The 19,289-nt window shown below is 45.7% G+C and carries 15 protein-coding genes; 10 read left to right on the top strand and 5 right to left on the bottom strand.

Annotated features, from left to right (window positions below):
• Position 1 precedes the first annotated feature (1 nt).
• From F8C82_RS13465 to F8C82_RS13455, 3 genes are read right to left on the bottom strand one after another with little or no spacing between them, the layout of a single operon-like run.
• A complete protein-coding gene (locus F8C82_RS13465) occupies positions 2-1,009 on the bottom strand; it encodes a sugar phosphate nucleotidyltransferase (protein ID WP_151694145.1) in 1,008 nt (335 codons plus the stop codon).
• A gap of 31 nt (positions 1,010-1,040) precedes the next feature.
• Positions 1,041-1,475, bottom strand: a complete 435-nt coding sequence (gene dut / locus F8C82_RS13460) for a dUTP diphosphatase (RefSeq protein WP_151694144.1) — start codon at positions 1,473-1,475, stop codon at positions 1,041-1,043.
• A 2-nt stretch (positions 1,476-1,477) separates the two neighbouring features.
• Complete coding sequence (locus F8C82_RS13455) at positions 1,478-2,962, bottom strand: oligosaccharide flippase family protein (RefSeq protein WP_151694143.1); 1,485 nt, start codon at positions 2,960-2,962, stop codon at positions 1,478-1,480.
• Positions 2,963-3,157: 195 nt separating this feature from the next.
• Here F8C82_RS13455 and F8C82_RS13450 point away from each other — a divergent pair, with 195 nt between their 5' ends.
• The 8 genes from F8C82_RS13450 to F8C82_RS13415 all read left to right on the top strand — a co-directional run bounded on the left by F8C82_RS13450 (position 3,158) and on the right by F8C82_RS13415 (position 15,213).
• A complete protein-coding gene (locus F8C82_RS13450; protein WP_170266271.1) occupies positions 3,158-3,580 on the top strand; it encodes a T9SS type A sorting domain-containing protein in 423 nt (140 codons plus the stop codon).
• 301 nt (positions 3,581-3,881) lie between these two features.
• Positions 3,882-4,823, top strand: a complete 942-nt coding sequence (locus tag F8C82_RS13445; protein ID WP_151694141.1) for a pyridoxal-phosphate dependent enzyme — start codon at positions 3,882-3,884, stop codon at positions 4,821-4,823.
• Between the two features lie 58 nt (positions 4,824-4,881).
• The gene (locus F8C82_RS13440; RefSeq protein ID WP_151694140.1) at positions 4,882-5,460 is read left to right on the top strand and encodes a sigma-70 family RNA polymerase sigma factor; all 579 of its coding nucleotides are present in this window, start codon (positions 4,882-4,884) and stop codon (positions 5,458-5,460) included.
• A complete protein-coding gene (locus F8C82_RS13435) occupies positions 5,461-7,773 on the top strand; it encodes a serine/threonine protein kinase (protein ID WP_151694139.1) in 2,313 nt (770 codons plus the stop codon).
• Positions 7,774-7,810: 37 nt separating this feature from the next.
• Entirely contained in the window at positions 7,811-8,569 is a 759-nt protein-coding gene (locus F8C82_RS13430) for a PP2C family protein-serine/threonine phosphatase (RefSeq protein ID WP_151694138.1), read from the top strand.
• A 424-nt stretch (positions 8,570-8,993) separates the two neighbouring features.
• Positions 8,994-10,799 carry an excinuclease ABC subunit UvrC gene (gene uvrC / locus F8C82_RS13425; RefSeq protein ID WP_151694137.1) on the top strand — a complete coding sequence of 602 codons (1,806 nt, stop codon included), beginning with the start codon at positions 8,994-8,996 and terminating at the stop codon, positions 10,797-10,799.
• A complete protein-coding gene (locus F8C82_RS13420) occupies positions 10,792-12,951 on the top strand; it encodes a patatin-like phospholipase family protein (protein WP_170266270.1) in 2,160 nt (719 codons plus the stop codon). Before uvrC ends, F8C82_RS13420 begins: the two co-directional genes overlap by 8 nt.
• 45 nt (positions 12,952-12,996) lie before the next feature.
• A complete protein-coding gene (locus tag F8C82_RS13415; protein WP_151694135.1) occupies positions 12,997-15,213 on the top strand; it encodes a patatin-like phospholipase family protein in 2,217 nt (738 codons plus the stop codon).
• On the opposite strand, the gene cls is transcribed toward F8C82_RS13415, so the two are convergent.
• Positions 15,210-16,652: a cardiolipin synthase gene (gene cls, locus F8C82_RS13410; protein ID WP_170266269.1), complete on the bottom strand. Its 1,443-nt coding sequence runs from the start codon at positions 16,650-16,652 to the stop codon at positions 15,210-15,212. The genes F8C82_RS13415 and cls overlap by 4 nt on opposite strands.
• Positions 16,653-16,719: 67 nt before the next feature.
• Between cls and F8C82_RS13405 the strand changes: the two genes are divergently transcribed.
• On the top strand, positions 16,720-17,406 hold the full coding sequence (locus F8C82_RS13405) for a class I SAM-dependent methyltransferase (RefSeq protein WP_151694133.1): 687 nt from the start codon (positions 16,720-16,722) through the stop codon (positions 17,404-17,406).
• Complete coding sequence (locus F8C82_RS13400; RefSeq protein ID WP_151694132.1) at positions 17,407-18,069, top strand: nitroreductase family protein; 663 nt, start codon at positions 17,407-17,409, stop codon at positions 18,067-18,069.
• On the opposite strand, the gene F8C82_RS13395 is transcribed toward F8C82_RS13400, so the two are convergent.
• Positions 18,070-19,173, bottom strand: a complete 1,104-nt coding sequence (locus F8C82_RS13395; RefSeq protein WP_170266268.1) for a T9SS type A sorting domain-containing protein — start codon at positions 19,171-19,173, stop codon at positions 18,070-18,072.
• Between the last annotated feature and the right edge of the window lie 116 nt (positions 19,174-19,289).

The raw sequence follows: 19,289 nt of genomic DNA, 5'->3' as shown, positions 1-19,289 counted from the left end.
ATTATCCTTCTAAACGGCAGTAATCGCCAAGTGAAATTGATTTGAACTTACCATTCAACACGGCTTTATTGCCAATCATTGAATTCTCTAAGTTCATATTTGAAATTACGCTATCCTCTTGAATGATCGTGGTCTGGATGGTTGAATCTTCGATGACGGTTCCACGACCAACGCTGACGTTCGGACCAACCGTAGAGTTGCGCAGTGTAACCCCAGGGCCGATGTAACACGGTTCAACGATTTTGCTATTCTCCAGAACGACATCATCACTGATCAACGCCTCTTCATTTTGGAGGAAACCAAGCATACGGCTATTCGTATCTACCGTCACATCTTTGTTGCCACAGTCCATCCATTCATTCACGGTTCCTGGAACGAACTTCAAGCCTTTCGCCTTCATGTTCTCTAGCGCATCCGTCAATTGGTACTCGCCTTTATCCGTAATATCGTTATCGATCAAATACTGAAGCTCATCGCGGAGCAACTCGCCATCTCTAAAGAAGTAGATCCCGATAATCGCCAAGTCAGAAACAAACTCTTTGGGTTTCTCTACGAAATCCGTAATCACACCCTCGTCATCCATTTTGATGACACCAAAAGCACTCGGATCGGCTACTTGCTTTACCCAAATCACACCTTCTGCCTCGGCATCAAGTGTAAAATCCGCACGGAAAAGGGTATCGGCAAATGCAACCACACATGGACCATTCATGGAGCGCTTTGCGCAGAGAATGGCATGTGCTGTTCCGAGGGGTTCATCTTGATAATAGATCGTTCCCTTGGCTCCTAATTTTTCAGCTACGTCAATGAGGTGACGTTCTGTCTCTTCTCCAAAATCACCAATTATGAAAGCGATCTCGTCTACTTTTTGTCCGCAAACGCGAACGATATCTTCTACCAATCGCTGAACGATAGGCTTCCCAGCGATGGGAATAAGTGGTTTAGGTACAGTAAGCGTATGTGGTCTAAGGCGGCTACCTCTACCCGCCATCGGTACAATAATCTTCATGGGTGTGAATTATTCAGTTTGGTTTGGCTCTTTATTTCTTTCCGGTAGATCCAAAGCCTCCCTCTCCACGATCACTCGCATCGAGTTCGTCTACTTCATTCCACTGGATACTTTCATACTTGGCAATTACCATTTGTGCTACCCGTTCTCCATCCGTAATTTCAAAGGGCTCGACTCCGTGATTGATGAGGATAACGCCAATCTCTCCGCGATAGTCTGCATCGATTGTACCGGGACTATTTAAAACGGTAACACCATGTTTATAAGCCAGTCCAGACCGAGGTCGAACTTGCGCCTCAAAGCCTTCTGGTAATTGCATAAAAAGGCCAGTCTTTACGAGCATGCGATCTCCTGGATTCAACAAAATAGGGGATTCGATATTAGCTCTCAAATCCATCCCCGCTGATTGCGACGTGGCATAATGAGGCGTGGCATGCCTGGACCGATTTACGATCTTAACTTTCATTCTTATCCTTTCAATCGATGGACGATTTTCATAATCATTTCCCTTTCTACTACAGCAACTACGGCAATGTAACCGAGTACACAAAGGAGAGAAATGAGAATATGAACGCCGCTATAAACGAAGGCAAGATAGCCCAATACGGAGGAAATTAAAAGGTAGAAGAGGATTGTCTTAACGTCATACGGGATAGGGTAATGAATCTGTCCGAAGGCGTACGATGAAATAGCCATTGCCGCATAACTCGCCAGCGTAGCATAAGCCGCTCCCATAATGCCCAAAGGTGGGATCAACAACAGGTTCATCACCACGGTAAACACCAATCCAATCCCTGTGATGTACATTCCATATCGAGTTTGGTCTGAGAGCTTGTACCAAATAGACATATTGGTGTGTATGCCCAGAAAAACATTCGCGATGAGAAGGACTGGAAGAATTTCCATCCCCGCCCAGAGGTCTTCATTCTTCAAGAAGAGTTCCTTTAACAAATCTGAAAAGGCCAAAACAGAGACCAATCCTAGACACATCACAACCGTAAAGGCACGAAGAATTTGGGCAAAGATGGTTCGATCCCTTCCCTTTTCACCTTCCTCAAAAAAGAGTGGCTCTGCTGCGTATCGAAAGGCTTGATTGAAAAGGACCAGTGCGATGGAAAGTTTGTAAACTCCAGAATAAATGCCCAGTTGTTCCAATGACTCCGACTCAGGGAGCAGGTACTTGATGAATTGACGATCTATCATCTCGTTTGCCACACCTGCTAATCCAGCCAACATCAATGGAAAGGAAAAAAAGAGCATTTCTCTCCAAATAGCCTTGTCGAACCCTATTCGAATTTTCCAAAACTCAGGAATCAAATCCAACAGCATAAAGGCATTGGCAATCAAGTTGGCGAGTAGAACGTAGCCTACTTTAACCTCTGGATCATACATCCATCTGCCGAAGTCACCCAACATTCCATCCCAAGTACTCATCTCAGGCAAAGCCATGAAAAAGAAGACATTCAGTAGAACATTCACCACAATTACCACCATCCGATTCCTCACAAATCGCTTGGCTCGCCGTTCGCTGCGGAGCTTGGCCATAGGAACCGCCGCCATTACATCCGCAGAAATAATAAACAGCAACATCCACAGGTATTCTGGATGATCCTGATAGCGCAGTGCATCGAGAATAGGAACCTGAAGTAGGTAAATTATACCGAGAAAAATAAGCGTCGTGGTGATGATGCTTCGAGTTGCCGTGGCATAAACGAGCATCTTTCTATCCTTGTACTTCTCTGAAAACCGAAAAAAGCCCGTTTCAAAACCATAGGTCAACAAGACCATCAGAAAAGCGAGGATGGAGTACAAATCGGAATTCACCCCATACTCCGACTCTGTCATATACTTCGTATGGATGGGCACGAGTACAAAATTCAGCACCCTTCCCAGAATGGAACTCAGTCCATAAAGAGCAGTATCTCCAGTAAGTCTTTTTAGCGTACTCGCCACGAATGAGGTTTTTGTGCACCAAATGTAATGTAAATGTGCGCTCTACACCTGTCCGACTTCGAACGAACAACTGTTCGCTATCGGACACTTTTTGTTAATAAAGGGCCAAAAAAGGCCATTATTTCGATTGGCACGTGCTTTTCAATAGTTCTGGCACAACAAAACACTGAAACACATTACCTAAAACACAAAACCATGAAAACGCTAAAAGCACTCCTCGTATTCGGAATGGCCACCTTCATGTATCAACCTACCGTTCAAGCTCAAGAAGCTCGCCCCATTGGTGTAGCTGAACAGAGAAGCGAACCCGATGATCCGAACAACAACGACCCCGATCGCCAGAAGCCTGTAGGCATTACAGAGAATTCTGTTCAAGACTTGATGATCTACCCAAATCCAAGTATTGGAAGCAATTTCACAATCGATGTTCCATTGGCGGACGACGAAAACATCGCACTCTTTATCTACGACATGAACGGAAGAGTGGTGGAACGCAAAAGCGGAACATACGCAGAACTTCGTCACTTCCGCATGCGCAACCTCGACGAAGCCACTTATATCATCAAAGTGTTCTCTAAGAACGCCTTGTTCCAAAGTCGAGTTATGGTGGTCCACTAACCTGTACCTGAGTTCAAGTCCGTTTCGTGGTTGCGATTCTGAGAAAATTCAACCGTGCTAACCTAGAGAACTCAAATCAAAGAGCCCTGGATTGCGTGCACTTTCTCAGGGCTCTTACCACCTTAACAGAATTTTATCGCCCGAGATGTACTAACCCGTGCGGATTAACTACCCTCCTATCGCTTAAGTAGGTGAGGGTAGTTTTTCATAGGTTAGGTTTTTGGTTGGTAGAGTCTTTATTGACTCTTCTTTTCGACCCTCAATAGCCCCCGTTCTCATTGCGGGGGCTATTTTTGTTTTCATGCATCCCGATTTAAACTACCACCGTTCTGTGTTGGAGAAGATTTCTCCACACATTCACCGCACACCGGTACTGACTTCCAGCACGCTCAATGCTGAATTCAACGCTGAGTTCTTCTTTAAAGCTGAACATCTTCAGCGTATGGGAGCATTCAAGATGCGCGGCGCAACGCACGCCATTCTTCAACTTCCAGCAGATGCCGTGGAGAAAGGGGTTTGCACCCACAGCTCGGGAAATCATGGTCAAGCGGTTGCTTTAGCAGCACGAACACTAGGTATTCCGTGCTCTGTCATTGTGCCAAAGAACGCTCCCAAATCAAAAGTTGAAGCGATGGAAGGATATGGCGCTAAGCTCATTTACTGCGAAGCGACACAGGCCGACCGAGAAGCGACTGCCGCCGACTTTCAAGACAGAACAGGGGCCTATTTTATCCATCCCAGCAACGATGAAGATGTAATTTGGGGTCAAGGTACCGCCGCTTTAGAGCTGATGGAAGATGTGCACGATCTGGATATTCTCCTCGTTGCCGTTGGTGGAGGCGGACTTCTTGCGGGCACTTGTCTTGCAGCCGTGGCCATGAACCCCTCGATAGATATTTATGCCGGAGAGCCGGAGTTGGCAGACGACGCCAAACGGAGCCTACAAGCAGGGGAAATCATTCCTGCTCGCGCTTCTACTACAGTGGCCGATGGACTTCGAACAGGCCTAGGCTCCGTCAATTTCCCGGTGATTAAAAAACATGTGCGCGACATCTTAACCGTAAGTGATCCTCAAATTATTGAAGCCACGCGCTGGACATGGGAGCGCATGAAGCAAGTAATTGAACCTTCTGCAGGCGTTCCACTTGCAGTGGTCAGAGCCTATCCAGAGCTCTTTCAGCATAAGCGCGTTGGAATAATCCTATGTGGCGGGAATACGGATTTGAGCCATCTTCCGTTTTGAGCACAAAGCAATTTGTATCTTTCGGAGAACCTATTCCCTTCGAAGAACCACCTACTCTATGAAGTCATTTAGAAGCGATATTACACAAGCCTTGCATCAACTGAAAAATGGAGATGACAAAGCGGCCGACCTACTCTTCCCGCTTTTGTATGAAGAATTGCGAGGAATGGCGGGCAATTACATGCGTTATGAAAACAGAGGCCATACACTACAACCCACCAGTTTAGTGCATGAAGCTTACGTGAAATTGATAGGTCAGGATGATGTAGATTGGCAAGGAAGAACCCACTTTTTAGCGGTGAGCGCCCAAGCGATGCGCCGTATTTTGGTAGACCATGCCCGAACCAAGAAGCGAAAGAAACGAGGTGGTGATGTTCACAAAGTGAATGTAGATGACGTCGATTACAAACTTCTAGATCCAGAAGTTGATGAACATGTATTGGCCATTGACGAAGCACTTACCCTCTTAGAAGCCAGAGATCCCTTTCAAGCTAAAATTGTGGAAATGCGGTTCTTTACCGGCATGACCGTTCAAGAAGTGGCCGATGCCATGGGCGTGTCAAAACGGAAAATCGAGGCGGAATGGACCATGATTAAAGCTTGGCTGCGTTCCAATATACATTTGGAGGGAAAATAAATGGACGCTGAAAAGCATCAGAAAGTAAAGGCCATATTCATTGAGGCCATCGATCTAAAACCTCGGGAACGAGAAGCCTACATTCGTCAGGCTTCCAAAGGTGACACCGAGATTCTAGAAGAGTTGCGTACGCTCTTAGCCAACCATAGTGAAGAGACCATTATGGTCGAGAATTCGGGAAATGCAACGGACACTGCATCGCGAAAAAAACCTCGACAACATCTCTCACCGAAGTTGAGCGACACCACATTCACCAAGCGTTCGGTGATTTGGATGGAGCGTCTTTTTGGTACTCGCCAACGTTTTGGCATTACCCTCATCGTCACTTTCGTGCTTCTCATTGTATTGGGATACTGGTCTCACCGACAGGTTAAAAACAGTCTAGAGGAAATCCGTCGCGAACAACTTCAAGCCGTCTTGGATGCCGATGTGGTGGCCATGCAATACTGGATCCGAGATTTTCGCAATTCTGTTCGATTTTGGTGCAACACACCTGAAGTTTCTGATGAAATCCACTACATCCTTCGCTATAGAAATAGCCCTGAAGAAATAGAGCGGCTTCAATTCTCGCCATGGCAAGATACGCTAACGGGTATTCTTCGTCCTTATTTAAAGAACACCAACAGCGCCGGTTACAATCTCTTTGACGAAGCCGGATATGAATTCGCTGCGTCCGATCGCAGTGTGATTGGCAATCGCCTCAATCCCGCAGGCTTCCGACAACTTTTTGAAGCGAACGCTAGAGAAGGCACATTTAAAGCCCCATTTGATCCCAATAAATTGGTTTACGACGACTATGATGTTCGTTCCATCTATTCCAAACCCATCGTTTGGGCGGGCAATCCCATTTACAATAAAATCGGAGAGCTCATTGGCTACTTCGGTGTGGGTAGATATGCCGACGAAGGTTTTAGCGAAATTGTGAATGTGGCCCGAATGGGAAAAACAGGTGAGACTTATGCCTTCAATGCGGAGGGAATGATGCTCACCGAAAGCCGATTTGTAGATCAACTCAAATCGATTGGTTTAGTTCCGAACAAAGAAGAAGCCGGCAGTTCATTGGTGGTTTCTCTTCGCGATCCAGGAGGTGACCTCACCGAAGGCTACAAGCCTACACAGCCTTTGATTTCACGTAATTTCACGGAACCTGTTGCCCTTTCTATTGCATCCAAAAGTGATTCTTCCATTGCGATTACAGACGTTTTAATCGACCCGTATCGCGACTATCGAGGAGTGAAAGTCATTGGTGCCTATCATTGGTTTCCTGAATTTGGTTTTGGACTGGTAACCGAAGTAGATTACGAAGAGGCATTTGAACCACTCATTTACCTCGACGCGACTTTCGGAATATTGATTTTAATTCTTGCGGTTGTACTCACCTACAGCTTGTACTCATCCTTACGCTACGTTCGCTTGAACAGAAAAGTAGGCGAAGCTGCCCAATTGGGTCAATACACAATGGTGCGGAAGATTGGCGAAGGGGGAATTGGCGAAGTATACCTCGCCCATCACGCCATGCTCAAACGACCGACCGCCATTAAGATCCTGAAGCCAAATATCATATCAGCCGAAGTGGTAGAGCGATTTGAGCGAGAAGTTCAATTGGCTTCGCGTCTCACCCATCCGAATACTATCGAGATTTATGATTTTGGTAGAACTCCAGACGGAATCTTCTACTATGCCATGGAGCTATTAAATGGTTTCACCTTGGCTCAAATCGTTCAGATGCAAGGCGAGTTGCCATTTGAGCGTGCGCTTCACATTCTTCGCCAAGCATCCGCTTCCATTCGTGAAGCTCATAGCATTGGTTTGATACACCGTGACATCAAACCACAAAACATCATGTTGGTGCAACGGGGAGGAGAAGATGATGTCGTGAAAGTGCTCGACTTCGGTTTGGTAAAGGACCTTTCTGACGAAGAAGCTGCTCAAACACGCACCACTCAAGTGACGGGCACCCCGCTATATATGGCGCCTGAACGAATAAAAACACCAAAGAACTCCGACCTCCGAAGTGACATTTACGCCTTAGGAGCGGTAGCCTATTATATGCTAGCAGGCCAGTCCCTCTTCCGTTTCTCCACTGAGATTGACATCATGTTCCAAGTGATTAACACGGAACCCGATCCGTTGCATGAAATCAATACTCAAGTGCCGCAAGAGGTCAGTGATTTGATTCATCGATGTTTGGAAAAAGACCCTGAAAAGAGACCGCAAACCGCCAGAGAATTGCATGCTTCACTCAAAGAACTATCGGGTAAATACCCATGGGACTCGGAAAAAGCGCGCAAATGGTGGTCGAGATTTGAATAATGTGCGGACTTAAGGAAGCAACCGCGCGTGTAATAATGTGAGAGCGAATCTTCAATTGAACGATAATAGTCTAAACACTCGTCATTACATCCTGAGTCACCCTGGCAAAAGGAAATTGAACGAAGACAACGTTTATCCGCAGCATGTAGATGCGGAGGGCGCTCGCACATTCTTGGTTTGTGATGGTGTTGGCGGGAGCAATCGCGGTGAAGTCGCTTCGGATATCGTTTCTCGTTCCATAGGAACGCATCTCTCCTACGCCAGTGAAGTTAATCCTCAAACCATTTGCGATGCGATTCGTTCGGCCGAACAGAGTTTAAATGCTCACTCGGAGCTTTATCCCGAATGCAAGGGAATGGCCTCTACAGTCGTTGGGTTCCATCCAAATTCAGAGAGCAGCGCCTTTGTGTACTGGGTAGGCGACAGTCGACTTTACCACATTCGAAAAGGTGAAGTCCTCTACAGAACCAGAGACCACAGTTTAGTTCAATTAATGGTGGATCAGGGTCACCTCACCGAGGAAGAAGCTCGAAAGAGCAATAGAAAAAACATAATTCTTCAAGCCATCAGCGATGGCAACCGCTTTGCCACACCGGACATCACCGAACTAACGGAAATTGAATCTGGCGACATTTTACTACTCCTTTCTGATGGAATATTGGAAGGCTGTCCTGAATCTGAACTCATCGAACAGCTTTCGAAATGCGAACTCAAGAGTGCTTTTAAAGAAATACGCGTCAAATGCGAAGAGAAGAGTCGAGACAACTTTTCCTTGATCGCGTTGGAGGTTGAGTAATCAATAGTACGGGTTCTGGGCACAAAAAAAGGAGCCTCTACATACAGGTTGCGGTGAAGAAAGGCTCAGTCTTGAAAAGGCTCAGAAAATCAAGGACAGAATTCAACTCGCTCTGTTAGTGTCAGCTCCCTATATCGCTTGCACAGGAACGCGCGCTTGACCGCTTGAATGGTCGCGCCAGACAAACGTATCAAAAAAATAGTTAGTGTACTATATACACTAATAACTTTTTTACTTAACTTGCAGACGGTTAAGCAACGAATTCGCACGGATTCGACTCATGGGTTAGAGAAGGCTATTTAGATAGCTTTCTCTTTTTTTTTGCTTGAAACGGGGATTTGCCAAGGGTAGTATCAAACAAAATTCGGGTGCAAAGCGTTCCTCACGATGCACTGAACTTCTGGTTCATTTGTACCTTTATCCCATGGCCGCTGAATCTGAACACCTCCAAAATCTTTTAAAAACACTTCCAGAAAAACCTGGTGTGTACCAACATTTAGACAAGGATGGAAAGATCCTGTATATCGGCAAGGCCAAGAATCTGAAGAAAAGAGTTAGTAGTTATTTCACCAAACAGCACGACAATGCGCGAACCTACTTACTCGTCAAAAAGGTTCGCGACATCCGAACCATCATTACTGATTCAGAATTTGATGCGCTCTTATTAGAGAACAACCTCATAAAGGAACACCAACCGAAATACAATGTGAATTTAAAGGACGACAAAACGTACCCTTGGATTTGCATTAAGAAGGAGCGATTCCCACGCATTTTCTCTACACGCAACCCCGTTAAAGACGGGAGTGAATACTTTGGACCGTATGCCAGTGTTCGCGTCATGCGCACGGTACTAGATCTGATTCGACAACTCTATCACCTTCGCACCTGTAATCTCAACTTGAGTGAAGAGAACATCGACAATGGGAAATACAAAGTCTGCTTAGAATATCACATCAAGAATTGCCTTGGCCCTTGTGAAGATCTTCAAAGCGAAGAAGACTACATGAACGATGTAGAATCGGCGAGGGAGATCATTCGAGGAAACATTTCTGCCGTGCTCAAACTGCTCAAAACGCAGATGCAGACCCATGCAGAACACATGGAATTTGAAAGTGCTCAAGCGGTTAAGGAAAAAATCGACCTCCTCCAAAAATACCAAGCTAAGAGCATGGTGGTCACTCCTTCCATCACTAACGTAGATGTATTTTCCATCATTTCCGACGCCGAATACGGCTATGTGAACTATTTGAAAATCATTGAAGGAGCCATTGTACAGGCCCACACGGTAGAGTTGAAAAAGAAACTCGACGAATCAGACGAAGAATTATTGGCATTGAGTATCCCAGAAATGCGGAACCTCTTCAATAGTCAGAGTAGAACGCTATACCTCTCTCACGAAGTAGAAATAGATATCCCCAATGTAAAAATCACCGTTCCACAGCGCGGAGATAAAAAACAGCTGGTGGACATGAGTCAACGGAATGCCCGTTACCATCGATCTGAGCGAATGAAAAACATTCAGATTGTAGACCCCGATCGTCACACCAATCGAATCATGCAGCAAATGAAAACAGATTTGCGCATGAATGTGGAACCTCGGCATTTGGAGTGTTTTGACAACTCAAATATCCAAGGCACACACCCTGTTGCAGCTTGTGTGGTTTTTAAAGATGGAAAACCATCCAAAAACGACTATAGAAAGTTCAACATTAAAACGGTAGAAGGTCCGGATGATTTCGCCTCCATGGAAGAAGTCATTTACCGTCGTTATAGTCGGATTCAACAAGAAGGTGGAGACCTACCTCAACTCATCGTGATTGATGGAGGCAAAGGGCAATTGGGCGCTGCATTAAAAAGTCTTGAATTACTCGGATTGCGTGGAAAGATTGCCATTATTGGCATCGCCAAGCGCTTGGAAGAGATTTACTTCCCGGGCGATCCTGTTCCCATGTACCTTGACAAGCGTTCAGAAACACTGAAAATTATTCAACAGGCGAGAAATGAAGCACACCGTTTTGGCATCACTTTCCACCGACAAAAAAGGAGCAAGTCTGCCGTTAAAAGCAAACTAGAAGAAATACCAGGCATAGGCCCCTCTACGGTAAAAATCCTATTGAAAAAATACAAGAGCGCAACGGGCGTTAGCAAAGCAGCCAAAGGTGAGCTAGAAAACCTCGTTGGAAGTAGCAAGGCTCAAAAGATTTGGTCGTATTTTCATGCAGATGAATAAAGCCAAACTACTCTTATTCACATTACTTTTCAGCACGCTTTCCCATGCGCAAGAGCGTCCAAAAGTCGGACTCGCCTTGAGCGGTGGAGGAGCCAAGTCCATGATGCACATCGGCGTAATTCGGGAATTGGAAAACCAAAACATTCGTCCGGATTATGTGACTGGAACCTCCATGGGCGCCATTATTGGAGCCATGTACTGCATGGGGTTTTCTGCAGACGACATCGAAGGTCTACTGAACGAGGTAGATTGGGATGCCCTCCTCAACAACAACATTCCTCGTTACCGATTGTCTTACTTAGACAGAAGCTCTGACGATCGATATACGCTAACCCTGGCGATCGATTCCTCGGGAATTAAAATTCCAGACGCTGTAAACTCTGGGCAATACGTACTTACCACCCTGTCATATTTGCTTCAAGAAGTACACGACAGCACCAACTTTGCCAAATTCAATATCCCTTTCAGCTGCATCACCACCAATCTAGAAACAGGTGAAGAAGTGGTGTTTGATTCGGGCGATCTAGCCCATGTACTTCGAGCTAGCTCCGCATTTCCTTCCATCTTTTCTCCTTTTGAATTAGAAGGCGAATTACACGTAGACGGCGGTATCAAAAACAATCTTCCCATCAGTTTACTTCGCGAAAAGGGAATGGATATAATCATTGCATCTGATGCGCAATCTGGATTGTACACTCGCGACCAACTCACGAATATGGTGAGCATTTTGGAACAGGTGGGCAGTTATCCCAATATGGAGAACTACCGCGAGCAACTGAAGGACGCAACGGTGGTCATCCATCCCGAATTGGATGAGTTTAGCATTGTGAGCTACGAGTTTCGCGATGAAATCATTCGCAGAGGGGCCGAGGCCACCTTAGAGCACAGCGAAGAGCTCTCGCAGTGGGCCGCCTCTGAACCCCTTCCTGAAAGAACAGCTCCCTATCCCTCTCGACAATTATACGTCGATACGATTATCGTTCACGGAGCCACGCTCACTTCTGATCGTTTTGTGCGTTCTACCTTAGGAATAGCCCCAAAAGACACCACTGATTCTGAGGATATCATTGCCGGAATCGAGCGCTTATATGGCAGTCGGTTTTATAAGCAAGTAGATTACCGAATCCATAAAACACGAAACGGGGAGAAAGAGATGCACATTTTTGTGGTCGAATCTGAAGACAATACCCAAGCGCGTTTGGGCATTCACTACGACGATGACTATAAAATGGGGGTACTTCTCAATGTAACCGTGAGAAATGCCTTAGTGAAGAACTCCAAATTTTCACTTGATTTTGTCTTGAGTGAAAATCCGAGAGGCGAATTGAGCTACATCTTTGAGCGCGGGTTTATTCCAGCCTTTGGATTCAAATCCGACTTCCATCAATTCAATGCCAACGTGTACGAAAACGGAAGTCCCATTTCTGAATACACCTACACCGATTTTGGAACCGAAATCTTCCTCCACTCTACACTTTGGGATCTCTACACGATCGGCGGCGGTGTTCGCTTTGAGAATATTGATATCAGTGAACCCATTTTGCGTTCGGAAATTCAAGAGTCAAATACGACATATCTCAACTACTTTGGGTTTATCGATTTCGATTCCTTCGACCGCACGTATAAGCCTACCTCTGGATTTCAACTCAATGGAGAATTCAAATTGATTTCGGAACAGATCGATTTCAAAACATACGCCGAACCCATCTCCATTCTTCACATACAATACGATCAAGCTTTCTGCTTCAGTGACCGTGTTGGGGCTAGAACTCGAATTTTGGGAGCCACCACCATTGGACCTAATGCTCCCTATCCCTATTCCATCTTTTTGGGAAGTATGGGGGAAAATTACACCCAACACATTTTTCCATTTGTGGGTTACCGATACATGGAACTATTCGGTAGAAATGCCCTCACCTTCCGTGCAGATGTTTGGTATGAAGCATTCCCGAATCACTTCTTTACGGCCATTGCCAACGTGGGAACATTGGAAGCGACCGTGGACGAGCTCTTCAACAGTAGTGTAATCTTGGACGGTTATGGCATTTCCTACGGCTACAAGAGTCCACTCGGCCCATTAGAAATCACGCTTTCCAAATCGTCCAACCACTCTAGAATAGACACCTACGTGCGTTTGGGGTTTTGGTTCTAAATTCCCTTTTTGAAGTAGTATCTTTCAGCTTCAAAATCACTCCGCATGAAAAGGGCATGTCTCATCTTCTCTCTGCTATTTTCAATTTGCACATTTGCTCAAGATCGTCCCAAAATAGGCATTGTACTGTCGGGTGGAGGGGCCAAGGGCTTTGCACACATTGGCGTTCTTGAAGTGCTAGATTCTTTAGGCATCCCCGTTGACGCTATTGGCGGAACCAGTATGGGCTCGATCATTGGCGGATTGTACGCCATTGGCCATACGCCAGAAGATCTATCGCAAATCGCCACGACCACAGAATGGGACTTCGTGACCAACCCTAGGCCAGAGAGAAAGTACCTCGCTCCTTACGAAAAGAATTCAGACGAACGCTATGTTCTCACTTTGGACGTCACTGAAGAAGGTCTACAAATACCAGGCGGTTTAAACCCTGGTGAACGAATCCTCAACATTCTCTCTAGGGAAACCATTGGATACCACGACCCGCTGGACTTCCGCAAAGACCTCCCTATTCCCTTTGTCTGCGTAGCTACGGAACTCAACACCGGACGGGAAAAGGTGATGTACGAGGGCATACTTCCTCTGTGCTTGCGCTCAAGCATGAGTATTCCCTCTCTCTTTAGTCCGTTCTATTATGACGATACCTACTTAATTGATGGAGGAACCGTCAACAACTTCCCCGCAGATCACCTGAGAGAATTAGGGGTTGACATCCTCATTGGCGTGGATGTTCAAACCACTTTCAAAGACTCCATTGCCGATCCTACCTTCTTAAAGGTTTTAGAGAAGACCGGGATGTACATGAACGCTTTCACCACCAAAGAGCGGGAGTCACTGTGCGATCTTATCCTAAACCCTGACATGAATGATTTCGGGGTCACCACCTTCGATAAAGCCGCTGAAATCATAGAATCCGGACGAAGGGTTGCAAGAGCCAATATGGACGAGTTGCTTCGCATTCGTGAGCTGTTGGGCGGACCACAGCCAAGGACTGTTCGCAGAAGGCTCCCCCCCAATAGAATTCGAATTGATGAAATTCGAGTAAAGGGCTTGGCTAACGCCTCGAGAAGAAATGTGATTGGTAACCTCGGGTTCAGCGAAGGTGATACGGTATCCTTTGACGATATCGAACAAGGCATGCTCAAAATCCATGGAACCAATCAATTCAGCTTGGCCAATTACCTCACCTATCCCTTCAATGGGAAAACGGTACTAGAAGTTCGAGTATTAGAGAAACCCTCCGGAGTAAAAGCTCGTGTAGGTATCAGATATGACAGTGATTTTGAAAGCGCCGCCCTGCTCAACCTAACCAGTAGAAACGAAATTTTCACCGGTTCCTACATGTCACTCGATCTTGGCATTAGTGCCAATCCACGCGCCAACATCGTGGTGATGAAAGACAATGGTGTACTACCCGGACTAGGGGGTGACTTCAGGTATTGGAATTATCAGAGTGACTTCCACTATGGAGGCGTAAATTTTGGCGAAATGCGCACCGAAGATATCCGAGCGCGACTCTTTCTCACCTCTTCTATCGCCAAATCTACCGCCATCAAACTCGGCGTAGCGTATCACAACACTTCCCAATACAGTGATGGTGCCTTTATTCAATCAATTTTTGGTGAAGTGCGACTCCGATCTGAAAACGTGGAGCTCTTCCTCAACTCTGAAATTGATATTCGAAATCGGAACACCTATGCAACCAAAGGGATATTGATGGAGTTGAACGTCATGTTCATCGGTTCCTTGAATGAGCTATACGGTGGACTTCCGTTTTCTACAGACATCAACTTTGAGAGCAACATTCCCCTTTCAAAAGACTGGACCTTTCGATCCAATTTGTACGGTTTGGTTAATATAGGTTCGTCTGAAATCACACCTCCTTACATCGTCAACTATGGAGGCGTTGGTAAAAATTACATCAACAACAATGTACCTCTTTACGGCTACTCCTTTGCCTATGGTAATTTTGGCTACGCCACCTCTACGTTTGATCCCGTATATGGGCTAAACTCGGCTATGGTAGGATTCGAGCTACAGTACGAGATTTTCAAAAACAACTTTGTTCTAGGAGGAATAAATGGAGCGGCAATTATTGACGACATCTATACACCGTTTGACAAGCAATCATCGTTGTTGCTTACGGGTTTTAAGTTTGAATATGGCATCAACACCTTCATTGGCCCTATCTCAGCTATCCTTCACAAATCTTTTGAATCTTCTGGAATGATGGCGTATCTGAACATAGGATATTGGTTCTAAAGCAGGGGAGCTACCAAGCGAGCAAAACTCTCGCTAACCCGTCTTCGCAAGACCCTTTTATCCCAACGTTCCAAAGTGATTTCTGAACACGACTCCAGGTCTTTCTTGAAGTCTGATTTGAGCGCTTTGGCCATTTCGTTATCGTACACAAAAGCGTTGATCTCAAAGTTGATATCGAACGAGCGATAGTCCATGTTCGATGTGCCCACCGTGCACAAACTTTCATCAACAACCATCGTTTTGGCGTGGATGAATCCCTTCTCATACAGATATACCTTCACACCTGCTTCGAGCATTTCCTTCACATAACTCATCATTGCCGCTTGAACCAGACGTGAATCCGATTTCTTTGGAAGGATGATTTTTACTTGAATACCACTTAATGCAGCAGTTTGCAAGGCAAAGAGTATTTCATCATTGGGAATAAAATACGGCGTAGTAATGAGGATTTCCCTCTGGGCCGTATTGATGGCCGTGAATATCGCCGAGAGAATATTGGCCCAATCCGAATCGGGTCCAGAAGCGGCAACTTGAACGAGAGTAATTTCATCCACCTCAATATCTGGGAAGTAATCAGGAGAAACCTGTGGCGCACTTTCATTCACAAAACGCCACATCAGCAAAAAGTGCATTTGTAGTGATTTCACTGCATCTCCTTCCAATCGAAGATGGGTATCACGCCAATAGCGTCCCTCCGATTTCACATTGGTGTAACGAGAAGACAAATTCACTCCCCCAGTAAACCCCACTTTACCATCCACTATCACCACCTTTCGGTGATCGCGGTAATTTGCTCTTGAGGTGAGCAGTGGAAAAAGTACAGGCATAAAGGGCTTCACTTCAATTCCCGCTTCACGCATGGGGCGCAAAAACCGTCGTTTGAGACTCATACTTCCCACATCGTCGTAGATGAAACGAACCTCTACACCAGACTTGGCCTTTTCGATCAGAGCATCGCGAAATTGACGTCCAACCCCATCGTCTTCTACAATGTAATACTCAATGTGAATGTGATGTTCAGCCTGTTCAATAGCTTCCAGTAGTGCCCCAAAAGTCTCTTCGCCATTACGCAGTAACCTCCATGTGTTTTGGGTTGTCAAAACAGCTCTATCACTGTTAAAAAGTGAATTCACCACCTTCCATTTGTCTTGTAGAAAATGCTTGGTCACCTCTTCGGCCGACTTGACCTGCGAGATATTCTCAAGTTCCCACGTTCGAATGTGTTCATTGTCTCGGATGCCCTTTCTCGAAAAGAGCTTTCGCTTGCGATGGTTCTGTCCGAATAGAAAGTAAATAATCAATCCTCCTATCGGAATGAGATACAGCACCATAATGAAACCCATTGTCTTCATCGGGTTTCGGTTCTCCATCAAAATCCCAATGGCAACCGTTGTGACGAAGAGATAATAGCCCAGTACCAAAAGAGAGTCCCATGTCATAGCAGAAAGATAGCGAGTTTTCAGTCCAAATGCTGGGAGGATACAAGGGTTTTCCGAAATTCGGGGAATGTTGAAGAAGAGCATCCTAAATTCTCTTGCCAAATGGAAAGCGAAATTGAAGCCCGACCCCTATTCAGGTCAGGATACCAAACAGCGCTTTGAAACCATCTTCGCTCAAAATGATTGGAAAGATGCTGAAAGCATTTCAGGTCCTGGCTCTAATTCAGAACAGACGAAAGAGGTCATTTCTACGGTTGAAAATGTCATTGAAACCTATGGCATTTCTTCGCTCCTAGATGTGCCCTGTGGTGATTTTGGCTGGATGAGCAAAGTCGATCTCAAAGGCGCCCGCTACACTGGAGGCGACATTGTTGATGAACTCATTGAGACCAATAAAGTTCGATATGCCGATCGAAAAGAGGTGCAGTTTGAAGCTATTGACCTCATTACTGATACGTTGCCCAAAGCGGACTTGCTTTTGGTTCGCGATTGTTTGGTGCATCTCCATTCCGATTTAATTCACTCGGCACTCAACAACATTAAACGTTCTGGCATTCGCTATGTATTGATGACGACCTTCACTGAACGGAAATACAATACCGATATTCACACTGGCGATTGGCGTCCTCTCAACCTTCAAATCGAACCGTTTAACCTCCCTCCTCCTCTTGCGATTTTCAATGAAAACTGCACGGAAAACAACGGAGCTTACCGCGATAAGTGCCTTGCGTTATGGGATGTAAAAACACTTTGAATGAAACCTTTCAAGACCATTCCGTTCACCCCCTTAGAGCTAGATGTTGCGACACTTTCTTCCCGCGTAGAAGCTCATCGAAAGATGATGGATGCTCGGAGGAGCGTACGACACATGAGCGACCAAACCGTCCCTCAAGACGTGATAGAAAACCTGATTCGCGTTGGGAGTTCCGCACCTTCTGGTGCCCATAAACAACCGTGGCATTTCGTGGCAATTTCTGATCCCAATGTGAAAGCTCAAATCCGTGCTGCAGCTGAAGAGGAAGAAAAAGCCTTTTACAGCGAAAGAGCCCCACAGGAATGGCTGGAGGACTTGGCTCCGCTCGGAACCGATTGGGAAAAAGAGTTTCTCACCACAGCTCCTTGGCTCATAGTGGTCTTTAAAAAAGTGTACGACCATCATCCAGATGGCAGAAAGAAGAACTACTACGTACAGGAAAGCGTAGGCATCGCGTGTGGATTTCTCCTGCAAGCAATTCACAATGCGGGATTGGTGAGCCTCACCCACACCCCAAGCCCCATGAACTTCCTATCCGAAATACTCCATCGTCCAGAAAATGAAAAGCCCTTTCTGCTTATTCCAGTGGGGTATCCAGCTAAAGATGCTGAAGTCCCGGACATACACAGAAAGGACCTTTCAGAAGTCAGTACGTTTATTTAATCACTCCACGGTGATCTTCAAAGATTGCTCGCCCATTCGAACGATGTAAAGACCTGCCGGCAAATCAGCCACACGGATTAGAAGCTGGCCATTGTTCCATTGACTTTTTGTGAGATGTGCCACTCGGGCGCCTGACATGTTAATCACATCCACATCCGCTGGACTGTCTGTCATCAATCGCAACTCCTCCTTTGCTGGGTTTGGAAATGCAATGAAGACACTCGCATCACTCCATTCGCCCGTAGAAATATCTTCAGATCGATTGAAATACGGTTGTCCCATATTTCCATCTACAACGGAGTATTCGTACATCGGCGAATTCAACCTGTGCGTGTAGAACGAATAGGTTTCAAAGCGGATGGTATCATTCTGAGTGAACCCAAATTGTTGAGCCAAAATGGGATCCATCGGAGCGCCATTCATCATCACTGAATCCACTCGAACACGGCTTGAATGTACCATAAGGACCTGAGCACTTCTACCTGTAGGAAGAATCATGTTCCCCCAACCGACTACCGTATCGTGAGAAAAAACATCCTGTCGCAAAGAAATCTGCTCATCATACCATCCTACAGATTCGATGGTAATCTCCATAGGAATCCAAATGTGGAAAGAACCCGACCAATTGCTTCCCATGCTGAGGGGAAATTGTAGATGAGGGAAGGCATAATGTTGAGCCGTATCCAAAGTGTAAAGAGAGTCGGCTCCATCGCCTGTCATAGCTGCCAAGCTGTATCCCTTGCCAACAATCTCGAATCCATCTTCATAGAAGCCGTTTGCATCCTTGCTGTAATAGGAAAAGAAATCGGTAAGAATGAGTCCTCCACCCAAATCAACCGGATTCTCAGATTGCGCCATTGAGGTTGGGAAATTAGAACTCGTCACTGCGTCGTACGACAATTCTATATTGGCTCCCGAGAACACTCCGGACAAATCCCATGTTGCATTAGTACCAGGAGCAAGAGTAGACGCTCCTGCAGCTACCACTTTCAAGTGTGCGGTATCTGGATATACTGGAATTGAATAATCCGAGCTATTGATTGTAATTTGAGCGGATAACCCGGTTACGGTTAACATCGCTAAGCTAGTTAAGGCAGTTTTCATGTGGATTGGTTTTGTTAATTCCATGATTCAAAGGTTAAAAGATCAATTCGAAATACCTTAGACATTATAGTGAACAGCCTTTCTAACAGAGTGAATGTGGAATTCACATTGATGAA

Origin of the sequence: Phaeocystidibacter marisrubri (genome assembly GCF_008933165.1) — a bacterium.
In the GTDB taxonomy this organism is placed as follows: Bacteria; Bacteroidota; Bacteroidia; order Flavobacteriales; family Schleiferiaceae; genus Phaeocystidibacter; species Phaeocystidibacter marisrubri.
Note: the sequence above shows the minus strand (reverse complement) of the source record. Positions and strands in the feature narration are given on the sequence as shown.

Coding starts and splice junctions, on each gene's coding strand:
- F8C82_RS13420 (WP_170266270.1), top strand. CDS start 10,792: ATGAATAAAGCCAAACTACTCTTATTCACATTACTTTTCAGCACGCTT.
- uvrC (WP_151694137.1), top strand. CDS start 8,994: ATGGCCGCTGAATCTGAACACCTCCAAAATCTTTTAAAAACACTTCCA.
- F8C82_RS13405 (WP_151694133.1), top strand. CDS start 16,720: ATGTTGAAGAAGAGCATCCTAAATTCTCTTGCCAAATGGAAAGCGAAA.
- F8C82_RS13435 (WP_151694139.1), top strand. CDS start 5,461: ATGGACGCTGAAAAGCATCAGAAAGTAAAGGCCATATTCATTGAGGCC.
- F8C82_RS13445 (WP_151694141.1), top strand. CDS start 3,882: ATGCATCCCGATTTAAACTACCACCGTTCTGTGTTGGAGAAGATTTCT.
- F8C82_RS13450 (WP_170266271.1), top strand. CDS start 3,158: ATGAAAACGCTAAAAGCACTCCTCGTATTCGGAATGGCCACCTTCATG.
- dut (WP_151694144.1), bottom strand. CDS start 1,475: ATGAAAGTTAAGATCGTAAATCGGTCCAGGCATGCCACGCCTCATTAT.
- cls (WP_170266269.1), bottom strand. CDS start 16,652: ATGACATGGGACTCTCTTTTGGTACTGGGCTATTATCTCTTCGTCACA.
- F8C82_RS13440 (WP_151694140.1), top strand. CDS start 4,882: ATGAAGTCATTTAGAAGCGATATTACACAAGCCTTGCATCAACTGAAA.
- F8C82_RS13395 (WP_170266268.1), bottom strand. CDS start 19,173: ATGAAAACTGCCTTAACTAGCTTAGCGATGTTAACCGTAACCGGGTTA.
- F8C82_RS13415 (WP_151694135.1), top strand. CDS start 12,997: ATGAAAAGGGCATGTCTCATCTTCTCTCTGCTATTTTCAATTTGCACA.
- F8C82_RS13465 (WP_151694145.1), bottom strand. CDS start 1,009: ATGAAGATTATTGTACCGATGGCGGGTAGAGGTAGCCGCCTTAGACCA.
- F8C82_RS13400 (WP_151694132.1), top strand. CDS start 17,407: ATGAAACCTTTCAAGACCATTCCGTTCACCCCCTTAGAGCTAGATGTT.